Source organism: Streptomyces manipurensis (genome assembly GCF_049570255.1).
Taxonomy (GTDB): Bacteria; Actinomycetota; Actinomycetes; order Streptomycetales; family Streptomycetaceae; genus Streptomyces; species Streptomyces manipurensis.
In genome coordinates, this window is sequence record NZ_CP186950.1 from 1,068,254 (window position 1) to 1,089,774 (window position 21,521).

Below are 21,521 nucleotides of genomic sequence, written 5' to 3' on the forward strand. Positions count from 1 at the left end.
CGGCATCCGTCACGCTCCGTGACCGGACCGCGAGCGGACGTCCGCGGGGTGGCACGGTTTGCCTCGTCGGCACTTCGCGTTCGCTCAGTGGAACCTCAGATCCGGATAACGATCGCGTCATCACGCAAGGGTCTTTGGGCCTGGTCGGGGGCGAAGTGTTGATTTGCCCGTGATGTACCCCACGGCCCGAACTCGGACGGCGTGATAGACCTTCACGACCGCCTGCCGGACACCACCCACGTCCGCGCAGGGGCGCTGGAGCCGGCCGACCGCCGGCCGCAACTCCATCACCATCCGGGGGATCGGAACCCGATCCGCAGCCGAGCGCGGCGCGGATCGGCATGGAGCGGAAAGGCGCACCACGGCATGACCTCGACGCACGTCGAACAGCAGCACGGCGACAACGAAGCGACCAAGGGCGGCACGCCCGAGGAGGGCTACGAGCGAGGACTCGGCAGCCGCCAGGTCCAGATGATCGCCATCGGCGGCGCCATCGGCGTCGGCCTCTTCCTGGGCGCGGGCGCGAACATCGCGAAGGCCGGGCCCAGCCTCATCCTGATGTACGCCCTCGCGGGCGTCATCGTCTTCTTCATCATGCGGGCCCTCGGTGAGCTGCTGCTCTACCGGCCCGTCTCCGGTTCCTTCGCGGAGTACGCCCGCGAGTTCCTCGGCCCGTTCTTCGGGTTCGTGACCGGCTGGACGTACTGGCTCATGTGGGTGGTCACCGGCATGGCGGAGCTCACCGCCGCGGCGATCTACATGAACTACTGGTTCCCGAGCGTGCCCCAGTGGACGACCGCGCTGATCTTCCTGGTGGTCCTGTACGCCGCCAACCTGATCTCGGTGAAGATCTTCGGCGAGATCGAGTTCTGGTTCTCGATGGTCAAGGTCACCGCCCTCATCGGCATGATCGTGATCGGCATCGGTGTCGTCACCTTCGGCTTCAGCCAGGCCGGTGACACCGCCGCCGTCTCCAACCTGTGGGCCTTCGACGGGATCTTCCCCAAGGGTGTCGGCTCCAGCCTCATGACCCTCCAGGGCGTCATGTTCGCGTACCTGGCCGTCGAGCTCGTCGGCGTCACCGCGGGCGAGTCGGAGAACCCGGAGAAGACCCTCCCCAAGGCCATCAACACGCTGCCGTGGCGCATCATCGTCTTCTACGTCGGTGCCCTCAGCGTGATCCTCATGGTCGTGAAGTGGACCGAGTTCCAGCCGGGCGTCAGCCCCTTCGTCGCGGCCTTCGCCAAGATCGGCATCCCGGCCGGTGCCGCGATCGTCAACTTCGTGGTCCTCACCGCGGCCCTGTCGTCCTGCAACTCCGGCATGTACTCCACCGGCCGCATGCTGCGCGACCTGGCCGCCAACTCCGAGGCCCCCAAGATCCTGGGCCGGCTCAGCTCGACGAAGACCCCGGCCGTGGCCATCACCCTCTCCGTCGCCCTCATGGGCATCGGCGTCGTCCTGAACTACGTCGTCCCGGAGAAGGCCTTCGGCTACGTCATGTCGGTGGCCACCGCAGCCGGTATCTGGACCTGGATGATGATCCTGGTCAGCCACATCCGCTACCGCCGCGCGGTGGTGGCCGGCAAGCTCCCGGCGTCCTCCTTCCCGGCTCCCGGCGGCACGGTGTGCAGCTGGATCGCCGTGGCCTTCCTGCTGCTGGTCACCGTGATGATCGCCATCGACCCGGACAGCCGCGTCTCCCTGTACGTCGGTGCCGGCTGGGCCGTCTGCCTGGCGGTCGGCTGGGCGGTACTGAAGTCCCGCAACCCGCAGATCGCGGAGCGCACGTCGGCGTCCGGCCCGGAGTCGGAGCTCGCGGGACGTTCCTGATCCTGCCGCCGCGCGGGGCCCCGCCCCTCGCCGCTCGTACTCCCGACGGGGCGCACCGGTCTTCCGGCCGGTGCGCCCCCGTCGTCGTCACAGCTCCACTCAGGGCCGTCCGGCGAGCACCTCCTCGATGCGGTCGAGGCCCCACGCGAGGTCGGCCTCGTCGATGACCAGCGGAGGGGCGAGCCGGATCGTGGTGCCGTGGGTGTCCTTCACCAGCACTCCGCGCTCCAGCAGCCGGCCCGCCAGGGCGCTGCCGCTGCCGTGGCGCCCGGCGACGTCGACGCCCGCCCACAGGCCCCGGCCCCGGCTGCCCTCGATCACCCCGGCCCGCTCCATGGCGCGCAGCCGCTCGTGCAGGAGGGCCCCGAGCGCGGTCGCGCGTTCCTGGAACTCCCCCGTGCGCAGCATCGCGATGACCTCCAGGGCGACGGCGCAGGCCAACGGGTTCCCGCCGAAGGTGGAACCGTGCTGGCCGGGGCGCAGCACGCCGAGCACGGCGTGGGAGGAGACGACGGCGGAGACGGGGACGAGTCCTCCGCCGAGGGCCTTGCCGAGCAGGTACACGTCCGGGGTGACCTGTTCGTGGTCGCAGGCGAAGGTCCGGCCGGTGCGGGCCAGGCCGGACTGGATCTCGTCGGCGATGAACAGGACCCCGTGGCGGGCGGTGATCTCGCGGACCCGTGCGAGGTAGCCGGCGGGCGGGACGAGGACGCCGGCCTCGCCCTGGACCGGTTCGATCAGAACGGCCACCGTGTCCTCGGTGAGGGCGGCCTCCAGCGCGTCCGCGTCGCCGAAGGGCACGCTGTCGAAGCCGGGGGTGAAGGGGCCGAAGTCGGCGCGTGCCTCGGGGTCGGAGGAGAAGGAGACCACGGTGGTGGTGCGGCCGTGGAAGTTGCCGTCGGCCACGACGATCCGGGCGCGGCCGGGCGCCACGCCCTTGACCAGGTAGCCCCATTTGCGGGCCACCTTGACGGCGGTCTCGACGGCTTCGGCGCCGGTGTTCATCGGCAGGACGGCCTCCATCCCGCACAGGTCGGCCAGTTCGGAGCAGAAGTCGCCGAAGCGGTCGTGGTGGAAGGCGCGGGAGGTGAGGGTGAGCCGGTCGAGCTGTTCCTTGGCCGCGGCGATCAGCCGGGGGTTGCGGTGGCCGAAGTTGAGGGCGGAGTAGCCGGCGAGGAGGTCGAGGTGGCGGCGGCCCTCGATGTCGGTGGTCCAGGCACCGTCGGCGGAGGCGATGACGACGGGGAGCGGGTGGTAGTTGTGCGCGCTGTGGGCCTCGGCGGCCCGGACGGCGCGGCCGGTGGCCACACCGAGCGCGGTCGCGTCCGCGGTGGGCACGGTCTCGTTCGTGGTGGTCATGGTGCCTTCCGGTTCGGGTCGGGAGGTCGGGTGGCAGGGTCGCGGGAGGGGCGGCCGGGTCAGGTGCGGGACCCGAGGAAGGGCAGGGCGCGCGGGTGGGCGGTCCCGGCATCGCGGCGCAGCAGGTCGGCGTAGCTCTCCCGGCGGACGACCGCGCGGGCCCGGCCGTCACGGCAGAAGACCACCGGGGGCCGGCGTGCGCCGTTGTAGTTGTTCGCGAGCGAGTGGCAGTAGGCGCCGGTGGCCGGGACGGCGACGACGTCGCCGGGCCGGGGGTCGCGCAGGGAGACGTCCCGGATGAGGGTGTCGCCCTGTTCGCAGTGGCGGCCGACGAGGTCGCAGCGCTCGCCGCCGCCGACCCGGTCCACGAGGGTCGCCTCGAACCGCTGGCCGTACAGCATCGGTTCGAGGTTGTCGGCCATGCCGCCGTCGACGGCGACCAGCGTGCGTTCGCCGGGTTTGACGGTCACCACCCGGTAGAGGGTCACGGCGGTCGGCCCGACCAGGGAGCGGCCCGGTTCGATGATCAGCCGGGCGTCGTGCGGGAGGTACTCGCGCGCGGCGTCGGTGAGGTCCCGTACGTACGCGCCGATGTCGGGGGCCCGGTCGGCGTGGGTGTAGCGGACGCCGAGGCCGCCCCCCAGGTCGTACACGGTGTGCCGGCCGAGTCCGGGGAGCGCGGCGAGGGCCTCGACCGCCCGCCGGAACGGGACGGTGTCCATGAGCTGGGACCCGACGTGCACGTGGAGCCCGTCCAGGCGGAGCCGGGAGCTGCGGCGCACGCGGTCGGCGGCCTCCGCCGCCCGGTCGGCGGTCAGGCCGAACTTGGTGCCGCGGTGGCCGGTCATCATGGCGGCGTGGGTGTCGGCGTCCACCTCGGGGACGACCCGCAGGAGCACGGCCTGGCGTCCGTCCGTGACCAGCTTCTCCAGGCGGTCCAGGTCGTGCAGGTTGTCGAGCACGACGGTGCCCACTCCGGCCGCGACGGCCATGGCGAGCTCCTCGTCGGTCTTGGCGTTGCCGTGCAGGACGATGTGCGCCGGGTCGGCTCCGGCGGCCAGCGCGGTGACGAGTTCGCCGCCTCCGGCGACATCGACGCCGAGGCCCTCCTCGACAAGCGTGCGCACCACTTCCGTGCAGGGGAAGGACTTGGACGCGAACACCGCTTGGCTGTTCGGCCAATGCGTGGCGAGAGCCTGCCGGTAGGCCCGCGCCCGGCCCCGGAGGGCTGCCTCGTCGACCACGAGGGCCGGGGTGCCGAACCGGCCGGCGACCTCGGCGAGGCTGCAGCCGCCGACCGTGATCCGGCCCTGTCGGTCCAGTTGGGAGCCGTCCGGGAAGAGCTCCAGCAGTTCGTCGGCGGTGGCGTGGTCGGGGCGGTCGGTCGGCATGGAGCGCAGGTCCGTTCGGTTCGTGAAGGGGCTCTGACGGCTATCCTGGCAGCGCTTCCGAGGGAGCGCCGCTGCCGATCGGCCTACGAAACGGGACCCGCATTGTCCGATCTCACAACGCCTCCGGAGGAGCCGGCCACCCTGGGGGCCGTGCTCGACGACTGCGCCCGGGCGGGGGTTCGCCTGCTCGGCGCCCCGGCCGGGCTCGCCGTTCCGGTGCGCGGCACGGTCATCCACGACGCGGGCGACCGGATGGCGGAGTCGCCCGGCGGCCTGCTGCTCCTGGTGGGTGTGGATCCGGCGGACCCGCGGGCCGCGGTGCTGCCGGCGCAGGCGGCCGCACGCGGCTGCACGGCCGTGGTGGTCAAGTGCCGCGGCGGGGACCCCGCCCCGTTCGTGCGCGAGGCCTCGGCGCACGGGATCGCCGTGCTCGCCGCCGACGACGACCTGCCGTGGCGCAACATCGACGCGGTGCTCAGCTGCGCCGTCACCGGTCCGGGCACGGCGGCGGCCTTCGGGGCCGTGCCCGCGGGCGGCGAGCTGTACGCCCTCGCCGACCACCTGGCGGCCGTGGTGGGCGGAGCGGCCGTGGTGGAGGACCTGGCCCGGCGCGTCATCGCGTACTCCAGCGTTCCCGGTGTCCGGATCGACGCGCCCCGGGAACGGGGCATCCTCCAGCGCCGCATCGAGGACCTGCCGGAACTGCCCGTGCAGCGACGGCAGTACCAGCAGGTGCTGGCCGCACCCGGCGTCGTGCGGTTCCCCGTGATCGGCGAGGAGCTGCCGCGGGCGGCGGTGGCCGTACGGGCCGGGACGCTCCCGCTGGGGACCCTGTGGGTGATCGAGCCGGAGTCCGGCATCTCCGAGGAGGGGACCGCCGCGCTGGTCGAGACCGCGCGGCTGGTCGCCCCGCACCTGCTGCGGCTGCTGAACCTCCCGGAGGCGGAGCGGCGGCTGCGCCGGGACACCCTCCTCGCGCTGCTCGGCCCGGGCTCGGCGGCGCAGGAGTCCTGTTCGATCCTCGGGGTGCGCGCAGGTGTCCCCTTCCGGCTGCTGGCCCTCGCCCCGGCCGCCGCCGCGGCCGGGCCCGGCGGCGCGCCCCCGCCGGCGGCCGCCCTGGCCACCGTCGTCGAGCACGCGGAGTCGGAGGTGGCCCGGCACGCGGCGGCGCACCGGCCGGACGTCACCGTCGCGGCCACCGGCGGGGTGGTGTTCGCGCTGCTGCCGTACGCGGTGGAGGAGGGCGACGGCACCCGGTTCGCGGAGGCGGCCCTGGCCACCGTCCGGCGGGCGGTCTCCCCCGGCATCCGGGCCGCCCTGACCCGGCCCTGCGAGGACCCGGCCGCATCCGCCTCGCTGCGCAGGGAGGCCGAGGCGGTGCTGCGGGCGTCGGCGGGGACGGCCGCGGGCGGCCCGCCGGTGACGGTCGAGGAGGTCCGCCACCGGATCCTGCTGGACCGGCTCGGGGACGAGCTGGAGCGCGACCCGTGGCTGCGGCTGACCGGTGTCGACGCGCTGCTCGCCCACGACGCCGGGCACGGCACCGGATACGGCGCGTCGGTCACGGCCTGGCTGGACGAACTGGGGGACGTCGCCACGGCCGCCCACCGGCTGCGGGTGCACCCGAACACGCTCCGGCACCGGCTGCGCAGGGTGCGGGAGCTGTTCGGCCTCGACCTCGGCGACCCCGACGTCCGGCTGGCGGTGTGGCTGGAGCTCAGGCGGTCCGCCCGGCCGTAGGGCCTGCCCTGCGCAGCACGGGCGGGTGGGCCGGCGTCCGGGGGCGATCTTGTCCGGTCGCGCCCAGAATGACCCCGAGGGACAGGGCCGCGGGTCCCGGACCGGGCGGCCCGAGGTCCCGTGCCCGGAGCGGAGAGGGGCCGGCCCCATGACGGACGAGAGAGCCGAACGCATCGCGGAGTTCATCGAGCCGCTGAGGGTCAGACCGGGGTCGAAGGTGAAGCTGGGCCGGGACTTCGACCCGCGCTTCAAGGCGGGCATGAAGAAGCGGGACGGGGTCGAGCTGCTGCGGACGGGGGTCTCGCTGCTCGCCGAGTACCAGGAGCGGCTGGCCGCGCAGGACACGTACGGGGTGGTGCTCTGCCTCCAGGCGCTCGACGCGGGCGGCAAGGACGGCACGATCCGGCACGTGATGAGCGGCGTCAACCCGCAGGGGGTCCGCGTCAGCAGCTTCAAGGTGCCCTCGGACGAGGAGCTCGGGCACGACTACCTGTGGCGCTACGCCCGGCGGCTGCCCTCGCGGGGGGAGATCGCCATCTTCAACCGTTCGCACTACGAGGAGGTCCTCGTGGTGCGGGTGCACCCCGAGGTGCTGCTGCGTCAGCGGCTGCCCGAGCGGGTGCTCGGGCCGGACGTCTGGGACCGCCGCTTCCGGGAGATCAACCACTGGGAGCGCCACCTCACGGACAACGGGTTCAAGGTGGTGAAGGTCTTCCTGAACCTGTCGAAGGAGGAACAGCGCGTCCGCTTCCTCAAGCGCATCGACCGGCCGGAGAAGAACTGGAAGTTCTCGGCCGCGGACGTCCGCGAGCGGCGCCGGTGGGACGACTACCAGCACGCCTTCTCCGAGATGCTGTCCGCCACGAGCACCCGGTGGGCGCCCTGGTACGTGGTGCCGGCGGACCGGAAGTGGTTCGCGCGGATCTGCGCGGCGGCGATCCTCGCGCACACCCTGATGGAGATCGACCCGCAGTACCCGGACGTGGGCGAGGAGGCCCGCAAGGACCTCCTGGTCACCAGGCGGCGGCTGGAGCGGGAGGCCCCCGCCGGCGCCGAGGCCGACCCGTACGCGAGCAGGCATCCGGCGCCGGACGGGCACGGGCAGGGGCGGCGCCGGTCCGGGAAGGGGTCCCGGTCATGACCGTACGGGCGAACGCCACGGGCGGGCGGCCCCCGGACCCGGGAGCCGACTGGTACGCGCGCTCCCCCGAGGAGGTCCTGACGGCGTTCGGGGTGGACCCGGCCGTCGGACTGGCTCCGGCGCGCGCCGCCGAACTCCTCGCCGCGCACGGACCGAACGCGCTGCCGGAGGAGCGGCGGACACCGGCCTGGCGGCGGTTCCTCGCGCAGTACCGCAGCTACATGCAGCTCGTCCTGCTGGCCGCGGCGATCGTGTCGATGGTGGTGCAGGAGTGGACCACCGCGGTCCTGCTGATCGTGCTGACCCTGCTGAACGCCGTGGTGGGACTGCGTCAGGAGGGCAAGGCCGAGAGCGCGATGAACGCGCTGAAGTCGATGATGAAGGCGACGGCCCGGGTCCGCCGGGACGGCCAGGAGGCCGAGATCCCCGCCGAGCAGCTGGTGGCCGGGGACGTCGTGCTGATCTCCGCCGGGGACCGGGTCCCGGCGGACGGCCGGCTGGTCGCGGCCAGTTCCCTGCAGATCGACGAGTCGGCGCTCACGGGTGAGAGCGTGCCCGCCGCGAAGGAGACCGGCGCCCTGGAGGGCGCCGGGCTGCCGCCCGGGGACCGGACCAACACGGCGTTCATGAACACCCCGGTCACCCACGGCAGCGGGGTCGTGGTGGTCACGGCGACGGGCGCGGACACCGAGCTGGGCAAGATCTCCGGGATGCTGTCGGCGACGGAACGGGAGGTCCCTCCCCTCACCAGGGAGCTGGACCGGCTGACCCTGTGGATCACGGCGGCGGCCGGGCTCACCATGATCGTGATGTTCGCCCTGGGGCGCCAGCGCGACCAGGCCTGGGACGTGCTGTTCGTCAGCGCGGTCTCGCTGGCCATCGCCGCCATCCCGGAGGCGCTGCCGACGGTGACGCAGGCGATCCTCTCCGTCGGCAGCCTGAACCTGGCCCGGCGCAACGCCATCGTGAAGGAGCTGCCGTCGGTCGAGACCCTGGCGTTCACCTCGGCGATCAACTCGGACAAGACCGGCACCCTGACGATGAACCAGATGACGGCCGTCGAGGTGCTGAGCCCGACCGACCGCTACACCGTCTCGGGTACGGGCTACGCGCTGGACGGGAAGGTCCACCACGCCGCGGGCGCCTCGGCGGGCATCGAGGACGCGATCCTGCCGTACGTCGTGGCCAGTGACGCCCGGCTGGTCGGCGGCGAGGTGGTCGGGGATCCCACCGAGGGCGCGCTGCTCGTCCTCGCGCACAAGGCCGGTCTGGACACCGACGCCACCCGGGACGCGCTGCCCCGGCTCGCCACCCTCCCCTTCGACCCCGGCTACAAGCTGATGGCCACCTTCCACGCGGCGGCCGACGCCACCGGGCGCGAAGTGGTGCGGTGCTTCGTGAAGGGTGCGGCTCCGGCCGTGATGGACCGGGCCGCCACGGCGCTCGCCGCGGGCGAGACCGTCCCCTGGGACGCCGGGCTGCGGCGCCGCGCGGAGGAGGAGAGCGAGCGGATGGGCGGGGAGGGCCGCCGGGTGATGGCCGCGGCCACCCGGGACCTGGACCCGGCCGGCTTCGATCCGGAGGGCGATCTGCTGTCGTACGTCACGGACCTGCGGATGAGCAGCCTCGTCGGCATGGTCGACCCGCCGCGCGAGGAGGCCCGGGCAGCCGTCGCCGACGCGCAGGCGGCGCACATCAGGGTCCGTCTGGTGACCGGTGACGACGTCACGACCGGGGCGGCGATCGCCCGGCAGATCGGCATCCCCGGGGAGGCCGTCCTCGGCGCCGACTTCGCCGCCATGAGCGAGGAGGAGCAGCTCGCCCGGATCGAGGGGATCGGTGTGGTGGGGCGGGTGGCCCCCGAGCACAAGGTGCTGCTGGCGAACACGCTGAAGAAGAAGGGCGAGGTCGTGGCGATGACCGGGGACGGCGTCAACGACGCCCCGGCCATCAAGGCCGCCGACATCGGCATCGCCATGGGCAGCGGCACGGACGTGGCGAAGAACGCGGGCCGGATGATCCTCTCCGACGACAACTTCGCGACGATCGTCTACGCCGTGGAGCAGGGCAGGACGATCTACAACAACCTCACCAAGTACATCCGGTTCGTGCTGCTCCTGCTGGTCACGTTCGTGCTGACGTTCCTCGGGGCGACCGTCTTCGACATCGCGGCCGGTGAGCCCTTCACTCCCCCGCAGGTGCTGTGGGTCCACTTCGTCGTGAACGCCTCGTTCGGCTTCGCGCTCGGCTTCGACCACGAGAGCCCGGGGCTGATGCGGCGCCGGCCGCGGCCCCGCGGGGAGTCGGTGCTGACCCGGGGGGTGCTGGTCACCGTCGGCCTGGGCGGGCTGGCGGTCACCGTCGTCCTGCTGGGCCTGATCCGGCTCGGCGAGGGCCGGTACGGCAGTGTCGGGACGGGCCGGTCGATCGCGTTCACGGCGTTCGCGCTGTGCCTGATCGTGGCGGCGTTCGAGTGCCGCAGCGAGACGGATTCGGTGCTGACGACGTCCACGTTCGACAGCAGGCAGATGAACTGGACGGCCCTGGCCCAGTTCGCGCTGGCGGTGATGGTGACCCAGATGGACGGCTTCCGCAGGCTGCTGGGGACGACCGACATCGACGCGGGGCAGTTCGGCTGGGCGCTGCTGTCCGCCGTGGCGCTCCTGCTCGTGTGGGAACTGGGCAAGGCCCTCGCCCGCCGGTCGAGGAGCCGGTGAGGGCGGCGGGCCCGTGACGGCCCGCGGGGCCGGCCCCGTGGTCCGCTCCCGGCTGCGGGCCCTGCCGGGGGTCGCGGCGGTCGCGGACTACCGGCGCGCGTGGCTGGTCAAGGACCTGGTGGCCGGGGTGGTCCTCACCACGCTGCTGGTGCCCCAGGGCATGGCCTACGCCGAGCTGGCGGGCCTGCCGGCCATCACGGGGCTCTACACGAGCGTGCTGTGCCTGCTCGGGTACGCGGTCTTCGGACCGTCCCGGATCCTGGTGCTGGGCCCGGACTCCGCGCTCGGGCCGATGATCGCCGCGTCGGTGCTGCCACTGGTCGCCGCGGGCGGGGACCCCGACCGCGCCGTCGCCCTGGCCTCGATGCTCGCGGTCATGGTCGCGGCCGTCATGATCCTGGCCTCGGTGGCGAAGCTCGGGTTCATCGCCGACCTGGTCTCCAAACCGACCATGATCGGCTACATGAACGGCCTGGCCCTGACCATCCTGATCGGCCAGCTGCCCAAGCTGCTCGGCTTCTCGGTGGAGGCGGATGACCTGATCGGCGAGTGCGCCGGACTGGTGCGGGGGCTCGCCGGCGGGGCGGTGGTGCCGGCGGCCGCCGCGGTGGGCATCGGCGGGATCGCCGTCGTCCTGCTGCTGCAGCGGTTCCTGCCGAAGGTGCCCGCGGTCCTCGTCATGGTGCTCCTGGCGATCGCGGCGGCCTCCGCCTTCGGTCTGGGCGCGCGCGGGGTCGGTCTGGTCGGGGTGCTGCCGGAGGGCCTGCCGCCGTTCACCGTTCCCGAGGTCCGGCTCGCCGACCTCGCGCCGCTGCTGGCCGGCGCCCTGGGCATCGCCCTGGTGTCCCTCGCCGACACCATCTCCAACGCGTCGGCCTTCGCGGCCCGGACGGGCCAGGAGGTGCGCGGCAACCAGGAGATGGCGGGGGTCGGCGCGGCCAACCTGGCGGCCGCCCTCTTCCAGGGCTTCCCCGTCAGCACCAGCGGTTCCCGGACGGCGGTGGCCGAGCGCGCCGGGGCCCGCAGCCAGCTCACCGGCGTGGTCGGCGCGGCGCTGATCCTCCTCATGCTGGTGCTGGCTCCGGGCCTGTTCCGCAACCTCCCGCAGCCGGCCCTCGCCGCGGTGGTCATCACCGCCTCGCTGTCCCTGGCGGACCTGCCCGGTGCGGTGCGGCTGTGGCGGCAGCGGCGCGCGGAGTTCCTGCTGTGCCTGGCGGCCTTCGCCGGGGTGGCGCTGCTCGGCGTCCTCCAGGGGATCGCCATCGCCGTGGCCCTGTCCGTGCTGAACGTCTTCCGGCGCACCTGGTGGCCTTACAGCACCGTGCTGGGGCGGGTGCGCGGCCTGGAGGGCTACCACGACGTGCGTTCGTACCCGGACGCCGATCTGCTGCCGGGGCTGGTGATCCACCGGTTCGACGCGCCGCTCGTCTTCGCCAACGCCAAGAACTTCCGGGACGCCGTCCGGCGGCTGGCCGCCGCGGAGCCGCGGCCGCGCTGGATCGTGGTGGCGGCCGAGCCCATGACCGACGTGGACACCACCGCGGCCGACGTCCTGGAGGAGCTCGACGAGGAGCTCAACGCCGCGGGCGTGCATCTGGTGTTCGCCGAGCTCAAGGACCCCGTGCGACGGAAGATCGAGCGCTACGGGCTCACGCGCACCATCGACGCCCGGCACTTCTTCCCCACCGTGGGGTCGGCCGTCGCCGCCTACCGGCTGCGCACCGGGGCGCAGTGGTCGTCGGGCGGCGGCTCCGGAACGTCGCCGCCCGAGTCCCCGCCCGGCACGTCCTGAGGCGCCGCCCGCACCGCCCTCAGCGGGCCCGGTGACCCGCCGCGACCCGGCCCATCGTCAGCGCCAGCGTCCGTACGCGGCGCCAGTCCATCGGGGGCGCGCTGCGCGGGACGCCGGGGCGGTGGCGGGGCACCCTCACGCGCAGCGCTCCCGGTGCCAGGCGGCAGTGCACGGGGGTGGCCAGGGTCAGGGCCTCGCCGTCGACCCCGACGGGGATCTCCGGGACATCGGCGTCGACGACGATCTCCCGGGTGGTGAACTCGGTCAGGCCGCGGCCCTGGCCCCCGCGCACCAGCAGGTCGGCGGCGTCGCCGGCGCCGCCGACCTCGACGCCCAGGACGCCCAGTTCGCCGGAGTCCAGCCGCTCCCGGCGGCCCAGGCCCGCAGTGTCGCCCCGCTGATAGGGGTTGTTGCTGATGAGGACGGCCTGCGGGCCGTCGAGGGTGATGTCCCCGGCGCGGACGTTCAGCCGTGCGCCGCTGTCGTGGGTGAGCAGCTCCGGGAGCATCTCCAGGATGGTGCGGACCTTGTCGTCGCGGTAGGCGGGGCTCTGCACCACCTCCGCGTACACCCCGAACGAGGCGCTGTTGACGAAGACGCGGCCGGGGGTGCGGTCCGGGGGGCCTCCCGCGTGCAGGTAGCCGAGGTCGACGTGCAGTTCGACGCCGTCGGTGAGCGCGTCGAGGCAGGTCGAGGGGTCCTTGCGGTCCAGGCCGAGGTCCATGGCGAAGTGGTTGCGGGTGCCGGCGCTGATCACCAGGAAGGGGAGCCCGTGCTCCACGGCCACGGCGGCGACGAGCGCCTGGGTGCCGTCCCCGCCGGCGACGCCGAGCAGGTCGGCTCCGTCACGGACGGCCTGCCGGGCCAGTTCCGTCACGTCGCGCGGCTGTTCCGGGTCCAGTACGAAGACCTCGGCGCCCAGGGCCCGGGCCCGTTCCGCCAGGTGGAACCGGCCCACCTTGCCGCCGCCCGAGCGGGGGTTCATGACGAGGAACGGGCGCTCGGGTCGGGCCGCCTGATGCTCCGGCATGCCGTGCGGGCGGTCCCCGGCGAGGGCGGCCCGCCCCGCGGCGACGGCGAGGACCCACAGGGCGGCCGAGACCAGCACGACCCAGAGCAGGCCCGCGGAGGTGTACAGCACCAGCACGGCGAGGGGCGCGGCGACGACCAGCAGCCCGGCCAGCACCCTGATCCAGCCGGTGTGGGTGAGCATCCACCACGCGCCGGCCCCGGTGACCAGCAGCCCCGCCCAGCCCACCAGCATCAGCAGCAGGCTGGCGAACCCGCCGAAGAGCACCAGCACCACGAGCGCCGCCGCACCGGTGAGCAGCGCCAGCCGTGCGGCCCAGCGACCCTTCATCGGAGATCCTCCCGCCGCTCGGCCGGCTGCCGGACCGTTGTCGGGCATCCGGCTTCAGGCTACGGACCCCGCCCACGCGCGGCACGTCCGGCGGCTCCGGCCCTGCCCCGGGCGGCGGCGCGGGTGCTCCCCGAGCGCGCCGGGCCCGACGGGTCCATGCTGGTGGGGTCGTTCGTTCCCGACCGAGGAGACCGGCATGTCGATGCTCGACAAGCTCAAGAACATGTTGCGCGGCCACGAGGACCAGGCGGGCCAGGCCGTGGAGAAGGCGGGAGACGCCTTCGACGCGAAGACCCAGAACAAGTACCAGAGCCAGGTGGACACCGCGCAGCAGAAGCTGAACGAGCAGCTGCGGCGTTCCGGCCCGCCCCCGGAGCAGCGGTAGCCGGCCCCGCGGGGGCCCGCGCTCAGCCCTGCGGCGGGTGCGTGGCGAGCCAGTGGCGGGCGATCTGCTCGCGGGTGGCGACCCATGCCCCGCCGCGGCGTGCGAGGTGGCGGAGGAAGCCGTCGAGGGCGCGGATGCGGCCGGGCCGGCCGATGATCCGGGGGTGCAGGCCGACGCTCATCATGCGGGGCCGTTCGGCGCCTTCCGCGTGCAGCACGTCGAAGGTGTCGACCAGGTAGGCGAGCATGTCGTCGGCGGTGGTGAAGCCGTGGACGATCAGGAACTTGAAGTCGTTGGCGTCCAGGGCGTACGGCAGCACCAAATGCGGCCGTCCGGCGGCCTCGGTGTAGAACGGCAGGTCGTCGGAGTAGTCGTCGGAGTCGTAGAGGAAGCCGCCCTCCTCGGCGACGAGGCGCCGGGTGCGGGGGCTCGTCCGGCCGGTGTACCAGCCGACGGGGCGGCGGCCGACGAGGCGTCGGACGGCGGCGACCGTGCGCCGCACGTCGGCGCGTTCGGTCTCCTCGGGGACCTCGCGGTAGTCGATCCAGCGCCAGCCGTGGCCCGCTACCTCCCAGCCGGCGGCGGCCATCGCGCGCGCCGCCTCCGGGTTGCGGTCGAGCGCCTGCCCGACGGCGTGGACGGTGAGGGGGGCGCCGTGGGCGGCGAGGGTGCGGTGGACCCGCCAGAAGCCCGCGCGGGCGCCGTACGCGAACATCGACTCGGCGTTGAGGTCGCGCCCGCCGACGACCGGCGGGGCGCCGACGATCTCGTGGAGATACCCCTCGGAGGCGCGATCGCCTTCGAGGACGTTCGCTTCGCCGCCCTCCTCGTAGTTGAGGACGAGGCTGACGGCGACGCGTGCGCCGCCGGGCCAGGCCGCGTGCGGCGGCCGGGCGCCGTGGCCGACGAGGTCGCGCTGCTGCTCGGACACGGGCCGCACCCTATCCCCGCGCGGCGCCGGACGGCGGCGCCGCGCGGGGAACCTCGCCGGACGAGTGCCTCAGCGCGGTTCGTGGGCGGCGGCCCGGCAGGCCGCGCCCGCGGCGCCGCCCGGCACACCGGCCTCGGCCAGTGCGCCGACACAGGTCTGCAGGTCGCCGACCACGCCGCGGTGACAGCCCGCCCTGACGGAGTCGGTGGCGGTCGCACCGGCCTGTTCGGCCATCCGGGTGCAGGCGGGGATGTCCGCCCGGGCCGCGGGGGCGGCCAGGGCGGCTCCGCCGAGGGTGAGGGTCAGGCCGGTGAGGGCACCGGCGACCCGGGCCGCCGTACGCATGGCGGTCACCTGCTCTCGGGCTCGGTCGGTCAGGGGAGGAGGCGGTCAGTCGGGGGCGACCCGGCAGGCGCTCACGGCCGTCCCGTTGGTCACGCCGCCCTCGGTGAGGCCGGTCACGCACTGGGTGTGCTCGCCGGTCAGGCCGACGTAACACGCCATCCGGACGTAGTCGGGGGCCTCGCCGCCCCGCAGCTCGCGCTCGACCTGGTTGATGCAGGCCGTGACGTCGGCGTGGGCGGCGGGCGCCGTGAAGGCCACGCCGCCGAGGGCGAGGGTCAGGCCGGTGAGGACACCGGCGATACGGGTCGACGTGCGCATGGGACGCACCTGCCTTCCGTACGGGGAACTGCCGGGCGGAGCCGCCCGGCAGGGGCGGATCGTGCGGCTACCGGGACTGCGCGGCGAAGATCTGGACGGCGTACTGGCCGTTCGTGCCGATGCCGGTTTCCTTGTACGCGCAGTTCAGGATCGTGGACCGGTGGCCGCGGGTGCTGGCCATCCAGCCGTCGACGTGGGACTTGGAGGAGTCGTGGCCCGGTCCGGAGACGTTCTCCGCGGACGGTCCGAGGGGCGAGTAGCCGGCCCGTTCCATCCGTTCGAGGTCGCTGGAGCCGTCCGAGCCGGTGTGTGCGGTCAGTCCGTTGGCCGCCATGTCGTCGGCGTGCGCCTGCGCGGCCCGCATGAGCCGTGCGTCCTCCTTGAGGGGATCGCAACCGGCCTTCGCGCGTTCGGCGTTGACCAGGGCGAGGATCTCGCCGGGCGAGGACTGCTGGACGGCCGCCGTGACGGCGGCGGGCGCGGAGGGCGCCGCCGCGGGTGCGGCGATGGCGGTGACGGCTCCGCCGAGCACGAGCAGTGGGGCCGTGCAGGCCGCGGCACAGGCGCGGCGGAGCCGGCGGTTCTTGTTGCGCATCGGACTCCCCTTCGTCAGGGGTCGCGGGCCGCGCACGGCACCCGGCCCCGGGCGGCCGTACTCGGCTGCCGCAGGGCGGTGCGCGCGGCCGGTGGCGAGACGGCCACCAGCGCCGGTGGTGCGGGGGCGCGCCTCCTGCTCCCTCCACCGTACGACCGGGGGCAGCCGCCCACGAGCCGGGGCGGCCGTCCCCGGGCCGGGCGTCAGGCCGGCGCGTCCGTCAGCAGCCGGGCCCGCAGCCGCCGCACGGTCTCGTCGTTCAGTCCGGTGCGGTCCTTCAGGTAGGCCTCGACCGAGCCGTGGCGGGCCCGGAGGTCCGCCACGACCAGTTCCATGACGACCGCGGGGGCGCGGCCGTAGGACGGCCACTTCATGACCCGTCCGGGGTGGGCCGCGCGCCAGTCGGCGGCGAGGCGCTCGGTGGCGCGTTCGGTGAGGGCGAAGTCGGCGAGGACGTCCTCCCGGTCCACTCCGAGGAGGGTGAGGACGAACAGCGCGATCAGCCCGGTGCGGTCCTTGCCCGAGGTGCAGTGGAAGACCACCGGGCCCGGCGCGTCGGCGATCTGCTCCAACACCTGCCGGATCTCGTCGGCGCCGTCCTCGGTGACCTCGGCGAACCGGTCGGCGAGGTAGCGCCAGGGGTCGACCGAGGGGTCGATCGCCGCCTGGTCGTAGGGCCGGTGCTCGATGCTCAGGTTGACGTAGTGGAAGCGGTCCGCCTCGGGCACCCGCCCCTTGGCCTCGATCTCCCACGGGTAGCGCAGGTCGATGACGGTGCGGATGCCGAGCTCCTGGAACCTCTCCCAGTCCGCTCCGCGGAGCTTGCCCAGTGAGTCGGCCCGGTACAGCGTGCGCCACGGCACGGTGCGCCCGTCCGCCGAGCGGTAGCCGCCCAGGTCCCGGAAGTTGTGCAGGTTCTCGAACGCGACGTGCCGGTCCACCGTTTCCTCCCCCTCGTCCCCCGCGGGCCCCTGCGGCTCCCCCGACCGTACCCTGGTCACCGTGCCCGCCTCCCGTCTCCACCGTGTCGCCGTCCTCGTCCTGGAGGGCGCCAAGCCCCTGGACGTCGGGATTCCGGCGCAGGTCTTCACGACCCGCGCGAGCATGCCGTACGAGGTGCGGGTGTGCGGAGCGGCGCCCGGGCTGGTGACCGGCGGCGACGGCCTGTCCTACCACGTGACGCACGGGCTGGAGGCGCTCGCGTGGGCCGACGTCGTCTTCGTCCCGGGCTACCGCTTCCCGGACCGGGAGGACCCGCCGGCGGCCGTCGTCGAGGCACTGATCGCCGCCCACGAGCGGGGCGCGCGGCTCGCCGCGATCTCGACGGGGGCGTTCGCGCTCGCCGCTACGGGCCTGCTCGACGGCAAGCGCGCCACCACGCACTGGCACTACGCGCGGGCGCTCGCGGCGAAGCACCCGCTGATCCGGCTCGACGAGAACGTCCTGTTCGTCGACGAGGGCAGCGTCCTGACCTCGGCCGGGGCCGCGTCCGGCATCGACCTGTGCCTGCACATCCTGCGCGGCGACCTGGGGGTGGCCGCCTCGAACCACGCGGCCCGGCGCCTGGTCGCGGCGCCCTACCGCAGCGGCGGCCAGGCCCAGTACGTGCCGCGGAGCGTGCCGGAGCCGCTGGGCGAGCGGTTCGCCGCCACCCGGGAGTGGGCACTGCACCGGCTCGGCGATCCGCTGACCCTGGAGTCGCTGGCGCAGCACGCCGGGGTCTCGCCGCGCACGTTCTCGCGGCGCTTCGCCGAGGACACCGGCTACACGCCGATGCAGTGGGTGATGCGCGCCCGTATCGACGTGGCGCGTGAGCTGCTGGAACGCTCGCAGCGCAGTGTCGAGCAGATCGCCGCCGACGTGGGGCTCGGCACCGGGGCGAACCTGCGGCTGCACTTCCAGCGGATCCTGGGGACCACCCCGACCGAGTACCGGCGCACCTTCACCAAGGGCGAGTGACCGGCCCCGCCACCCGGTGGCGGGATACTTGCGAACCATGGCGATCTCGCCGCTGTCGCGGCCGTCGGCCCGGCGCGAGGCTGGGGGCGAACGAAAGGGACGCTCATGACTCGCATTGCCATCAACGGATTCGGCCGCATCGGACGCAACGTGCTGCGCGCGCTGCTGGAGCGCGACAGCGACCTGGAGGTCGTGGCCGTCAACGACCTCTCCGAGCCGAAGACCCTGGCCCGGCTGCTCGCCTACGACACCACCTCCGGCCGCCTCGGCCGCCCGGTGACCGTCGAGGGCAACGTCCTCGTCGTGGACGGCCGCCGCATCACGGTCCTCGCCGAGCGCGAGCCGGAGCAGCTGCCGTGGGGCGAGCTCGGTGTGGACATCGTGCTGGAGGCCACCGGCCGCTTCACCTCCGCCGAGGCCGCCCGCGCCCACCTCAAGGCCGGCGCTCGCAAGGTGCTGGTCTCCGCGCCGTCCGACGGTGCCGACGTCACGCTGGCGTACGGCGTGAACACCGACGCCTACGACCCGGCCGTGCACACGATCGTCTCGAACGCCTCGTGCACCACCAACGCGCTGGCCCCGCTGGCCTCCGTGCTCGACGAACTGGCGGGCATCGAGCACGGTTTCATGACCACCGTGCACGCCTACACGCAGGAGCAGAACCTGCAGGACGGCCCGCACCGCGACCCGCGCCGCGCCCGCGCCGCCGCCGTCAACATCGTGCCGACGTCGACCGGCGCCGCCAAGGCCATCGGCCTGGTGCTGCCGCAGCTCGACGGCAAGCTGTCCGGTGACTCCATCCGCGTGCCCGTGCCGGTGGGTTCGATCGTCGAGCTCAACACCACCGTCTCCCGCGAGGTGACCCGCGAGGAGATCCTCGAGGCCTACCGCACCGCGGCCGAGGGCCGGCTGGCCGGCGTCCTGGAGTACTCGGACGACCCGCTCGTCTCCGCCGACATCACGGGCAACCCCGCCTCGTCGATCTTCGACTCCGAGCTCACCCGCGTCGACGGCCGCCACGTCAAGGTCGTCGCCTGGTACGACAACGAGTGGGGCTTCTCGAACCGTGTGATCGACACGCTCACGCTCCTCGCCGCGAGCTGAACCGGCACACCCCGATCCCCGGGGCGGTCCCCGGGCGTCCCTCCGCGGCCGCCCCGGTGTCCTTCCCCGCATGCCGCTTCAGCGCATGCGGGGAAGGCGGCGACTGAGCAGGACGGTCAGCACGATCAGCCCCAGCTGCACCAGCAGGGTGCCCACGGCGGCGTCGCGCAGTCCGGCCGCCGGGACCAGCGCGAGGAAGAGGCTGCCCAGCGCGGCGACGCCGAGCGCCAGGGAGGACTGCTGGGCGGTGATCATGACCCCGCCGCCCACGCCGGCCCGGTCCGCCGGCACGTCCGACAGCATCAGCCGCATCAGCAGCGGCAGTTGGAGTCCCTGGCCCAGGCCCGCCAGGAAGACGCCCGGAGCGAGCACGACCGGGCCGAGGTCCGGCCATCCCAGGCGCAGGGTGCCCAGCAGCACGGCGACGCCCACCCCTTGGAGAACGCCCCCGGCCGTCACGACCCGGCTGCCGAAGCGGGCGACCAGGCGCGGTCCCGCCAGTGAGGCGGCGAAGAAGGCCAGCGCCATCGGCACCAGGGTCAGACCCGCCGTCACCGGGCCCATGCCCAGGCCCTGTTGCAGGGTCACGGCGAGGACGAACATGTAGCCGCTGAACCCGGCTGAGAAGGGCAGCAACATCACCAGCCCGCGGCGCAGCGATTCCAGCCGGAGCAGGCTCGGGGGCAGCAGCGGCGAACGGCCCAGGCGGTCCGCCCGCCGCTCGACCCGGTAGAACGCGGCGGCCGCCAGGGGGAACACGCCGAGCGAGACCCAGGTCCACAGCGGCCAGCCGGCCGCCCGGCCCTCGGTCAGCGGGAGCAGCAGCGAGACCAGCGACAGCGCGAGCAGCAGGGTTCCCGGTACGTCGACGGCCTCGGGTCGGCCGGCCCGGGTGTCGGGGACGGTGCGCACGGCCAGGACCATCCCGAGCAGCACCACCGGCACGTTGACGAGGAACACCGCGCGCCAGCCGGTCCCGCCGAGGTCCGCCGCGACCAGGACCCCGCCGAGGATCTGCCCGGCGACCATGGCCAGGCCCGCGGTCGCCCCGTACAGGCTCATGGCCCGGGCCCGGCGCGGTCCCTCGGTGGTGGCCTGGATGGTCGCGAGCACCTGCGGCAGCATGAGGGCCGAGGCCGCGCCCTGCGCGACGCGGGCGGCGACGAGGCTCCAGGCGTCCGGTGCGAGCCCACAGGCCAACGAGGTGACGCCGAAGGCGGCCATGCCGACGAGGAAGAGCCTGCGGCGGCCGAGGCCGTCGCCGATGCGCCCGCCGAGGACGAGCAGGACGGCGTAGGCGACGCCGTAGCCGCCGACGACCAGCTCCAGCAGGGCGGGGCCGGCGGCCAGGTCGCGCTCGATCGAGGGCAGCGCGACGTAGACGATGAAGAAGTCGATCAGGGGCAGGGCCGCCCCCAGCAGGACGGTGAACAGGCCCGGCCCGCTCAAGGGGGCGGTGGCGGGCCCGGCCGCGGCCACGGTCGGCGCGGCGGGGGTGCGTACACGGATGTCTGTCACCCCTCGACGGTCGCCCGGCCGCCGCGGCGCTGCCAGAGTGTCCTCATCCTGGTACCAGGAGCACCTGGCAACGGGATCGGGGGTGCGGCAGGCTGGGGGCATGACCACCGTGGCACCCGGAAGCGACGTACGCCGGCACGAACTGGCGGAGTTCCTGCGCAGCCGCCGGGAGCGGATCACCCCCGAGCAGGTCGGGCTGGTGCGCGGACCGCGCCGGCGGACCCCGGGGCTGCGCCGCGAGGAGGTGGCGCACCTGTCGTCGGTGGGGGTCACCTGGTACACGTGGCTGGAGCAGGCGCGCGACATCCAGGTGTCGGCGCAGGTGCTGGACGCGGTCGCGCGGGCCCTGCTGCTCGACGTGAGCGAGCGGGCCCATCTCTTCGCGCTGGCGGGCGGCCAGGACCCGGCGCCGCCGGACACCTGCCCGAGCGTGACGCCTGCCGTGCGGGCCATGATCGACCAGCTGGGTCCGATCCCGGCGTGCGTGCAGAACAGCCGCTACGACATCCTCGCCCACAACGCCACCTACGGGATGCTGCTGCGGGACCTGGCCGGTGTCCGGCCGGAGGACCGCAACTGCATGTGGCTGGCGTTCACCGACGCGGACTTCCGGGCGGCCGTGGTCGACCTGCCGTCCACGCACCGCCTGATGGCGGCGAAGTACCGGGCGGCGATGGCCGAGCACCTGACGGAGCCCGCGTGGACGCGGCTCCTGGCCCGCCTGGAGTCGGCGTCGGCGGAGTTCCGCGAGGTGTGGGCGCGCCACGAGGTGGTCGGCCAGAGCGCGAAGGCGAAGTACATCCGCAACGCCCATGTGGGGCTGCTGTACGTGGAGCACACCACGTTGTGGCTGGGGCCGGGCACGGGGGCGCGGCTGGTGTCCTACGTGCCGCTGGACGCCCGGACGCGGGAGCGGCTGGAACGGCTGGAGGAGCTGGCCGCGGCCCGCGAGCGGGTGCCGGCCGCGGTCTGAGGAGGCGCCGGGACACCGCCCGGGCGACGGGGCGCGTCCGCCGCGGGCGGCTGCCGCGCG

The 21,521-nt window shown here is 74.0% G+C and carries 18 protein-coding genes; 9 read left to right on the forward strand and 9 right to left on the reverse strand.

Translation table 11 applies throughout. From position 1 onward, the window contains the following. Positions 1–366: 366 nt before the first annotated feature. On the forward strand, positions 367–1,833 hold the full coding sequence (locus tag ACPU2J_RS04970) for an amino acid permease (protein ID WP_389070295.1): 1,467 nt from the start codon (positions 367–369) through the stop codon (positions 1,831–1,833). A 99-nt stretch (positions 1,834–1,932) separates the two neighbouring features. Here ACPU2J_RS04970 and rocD read toward each other — a convergent pair whose 3' ends face one another. Further along, positions 1,933–3,192 (reverse strand): ornithine--oxo-acid transaminase, encoded by a 1,260-nt coding sequence (gene rocD, locus ACPU2J_RS04975; RefSeq protein ID WP_423832833.1) that lies wholly within the window; start codon positions 3,190–3,192, stop codon positions 1,933–1,935. Between the two features lie 59 nt (positions 3,193–3,251). Further along, positions 3,252–4,583 carry a diaminopimelate decarboxylase gene (lysA, locus tag ACPU2J_RS04980; protein ID WP_423832834.1) on the reverse strand — a complete coding sequence of 444 codons (1,332 nt, stop codon included), beginning with the start codon at positions 4,581–4,583 and terminating at the stop codon, positions 3,252–3,254. Positions 4,584–4,685: 102 nt separating this feature from the next. Between lysA and ACPU2J_RS04985 the strand changes: the two genes are divergently transcribed. From ACPU2J_RS04985 to ACPU2J_RS05000, 4 genes are all read left to right on the forward strand, one after another. Then, positions 4,686–6,323 (forward strand): PucR family transcriptional regulator, encoded by a 1,638-nt coding sequence (locus ACPU2J_RS04985; RefSeq protein ID WP_420081571.1) that lies wholly within the window; start codon positions 4,686–4,688, stop codon positions 6,321–6,323. A 148-nt stretch (positions 6,324–6,471) separates the two neighbouring features. Continuing rightward, positions 6,472–7,464 carry a polyphosphate kinase 2 family protein gene (locus tag ACPU2J_RS04990; RefSeq protein ID WP_420081570.1) on the forward strand — a complete coding sequence of 331 codons (993 nt, stop codon included), beginning with the start codon at positions 6,472–6,474 and terminating at the stop codon, positions 7,462–7,464. Beyond that, positions 7,461–10,181, forward strand: a complete 2,721-nt coding sequence (locus ACPU2J_RS04995) for a cation-translocating P-type ATPase (protein WP_423832835.1) — start codon at positions 7,461–7,463, stop codon at positions 10,179–10,181. The genes ACPU2J_RS04990 and ACPU2J_RS04995 overlap by 4 nt, the downstream gene beginning before the upstream one ends. A 13-nt stretch (positions 10,182–10,194) precedes the next feature. Next, positions 10,195–11,973, forward strand: a complete 1,779-nt coding sequence (locus tag ACPU2J_RS05000) for a SulP family inorganic anion transporter (protein ID WP_423832836.1) — start codon at positions 10,195–10,197, stop codon at positions 11,971–11,973. 19 nt (positions 11,974–11,992) lie between these two features. On the opposite strand, the gene ACPU2J_RS05005 is transcribed toward ACPU2J_RS05000, so the two are convergent. Beyond that, the gene (locus ACPU2J_RS05005) at positions 11,993–13,333 is read right to left on the reverse strand and encodes a diacylglycerol/lipid kinase family protein (protein WP_423832837.1); all 1,341 of its coding nucleotides are present in this window, start codon (positions 13,331–13,333) and stop codon (positions 11,993–11,995) included. A gap of 196 nt (positions 13,334–13,529) precedes the next feature. Between ACPU2J_RS05005 and ACPU2J_RS05010 the strand changes: the two genes are divergently transcribed. Further along, complete coding sequence (locus tag ACPU2J_RS05010; RefSeq protein ID WP_423832838.1) at positions 13,530–13,718, forward strand: antitoxin; 189 nt, start codon at positions 13,530–13,532, stop codon at positions 13,716–13,718. A gap of 22 nt (positions 13,719–13,740) precedes the next feature. Here the strand turns inward: ACPU2J_RS05010 and puuE are convergent, their stop codons facing one another. The 5 genes from puuE to ACPU2J_RS05035 form a co-directional block, all read right to left on the reverse strand. Further along, a complete protein-coding gene (gene puuE, locus ACPU2J_RS05015; protein ID WP_420081565.1) occupies positions 13,741–14,649 on the reverse strand; it encodes an allantoinase PuuE in 909 nt (302 codons plus the stop codon). Positions 14,650–14,718: 69 nt separating this feature from the next. Beyond that, positions 14,719–14,994: a hypothetical protein gene (locus tag ACPU2J_RS05020; RefSeq protein ID WP_420081564.1), complete on the reverse strand. Its 276-nt coding sequence runs from the start codon at positions 14,992–14,994 to the stop codon at positions 14,719–14,721. Positions 14,995–15,039: 45 nt separating this feature from the next. Then, a complete protein-coding gene (locus ACPU2J_RS05025; protein WP_420081563.1) occupies positions 15,040–15,312 on the reverse strand; it encodes a hypothetical protein in 273 nt (90 codons plus the stop codon). Between the two features lie 67 nt (positions 15,313–15,379). Further along, positions 15,380–15,907 (reverse strand): CAP domain-containing protein, encoded by a 528-nt coding sequence (locus ACPU2J_RS05030; protein ID WP_365494629.1) that lies wholly within the window; start codon positions 15,905–15,907, stop codon positions 15,380–15,382. A gap of 203 nt (positions 15,908–16,110) precedes the next feature. After that, complete coding sequence (locus tag ACPU2J_RS05035; protein ID WP_423834931.1) at positions 16,111–16,848, reverse strand: tyrosine-protein phosphatase; 738 nt, start codon at positions 16,846–16,848, stop codon at positions 16,111–16,113. A gap of 61 nt (positions 16,849–16,909) precedes the next feature. On the opposite strand from ACPU2J_RS05035, the gene ACPU2J_RS05040 reads away from it, so the two are divergent. Together ACPU2J_RS05040 and gap are read left to right on the forward strand one after the other, a co-directional pair. Next, entirely contained in the window at positions 16,910–17,866 is a 957-nt protein-coding gene (locus tag ACPU2J_RS05040) for a GlxA family transcriptional regulator (protein ID WP_420081562.1), read from the forward strand. A 105-nt stretch (positions 17,867–17,971) separates the two neighbouring features. Continuing rightward, positions 17,972–18,970: a type I glyceraldehyde-3-phosphate dehydrogenase gene (gap, locus tag ACPU2J_RS05045; RefSeq protein ID WP_423832839.1), complete on the forward strand. Its 999-nt coding sequence runs from the start codon at positions 17,972–17,974 to the stop codon at positions 18,968–18,970. A 78-nt stretch (positions 18,971–19,048) separates the two neighbouring features. Here gap and ACPU2J_RS05050 read toward each other — a convergent pair whose 3' ends face one another. Continuing rightward, a complete protein-coding gene (locus tag ACPU2J_RS05050) occupies positions 19,049–20,488 on the reverse strand; it encodes an MFS transporter (protein WP_423832840.1) in 1,440 nt (479 codons plus the stop codon). Between the two features lie 100 nt (positions 20,489–20,588). Between ACPU2J_RS05050 and ACPU2J_RS05055 the strand changes: the two genes are divergently transcribed. Further along, on the forward strand, positions 20,589–21,461 hold the full coding sequence (locus ACPU2J_RS05055; RefSeq protein ID WP_420081559.1) for a helix-turn-helix transcriptional regulator: 873 nt from the start codon (positions 20,589–20,591) through the stop codon (positions 21,459–21,461). Positions 21,462–21,521 lie beyond the last annotated feature (60 nt).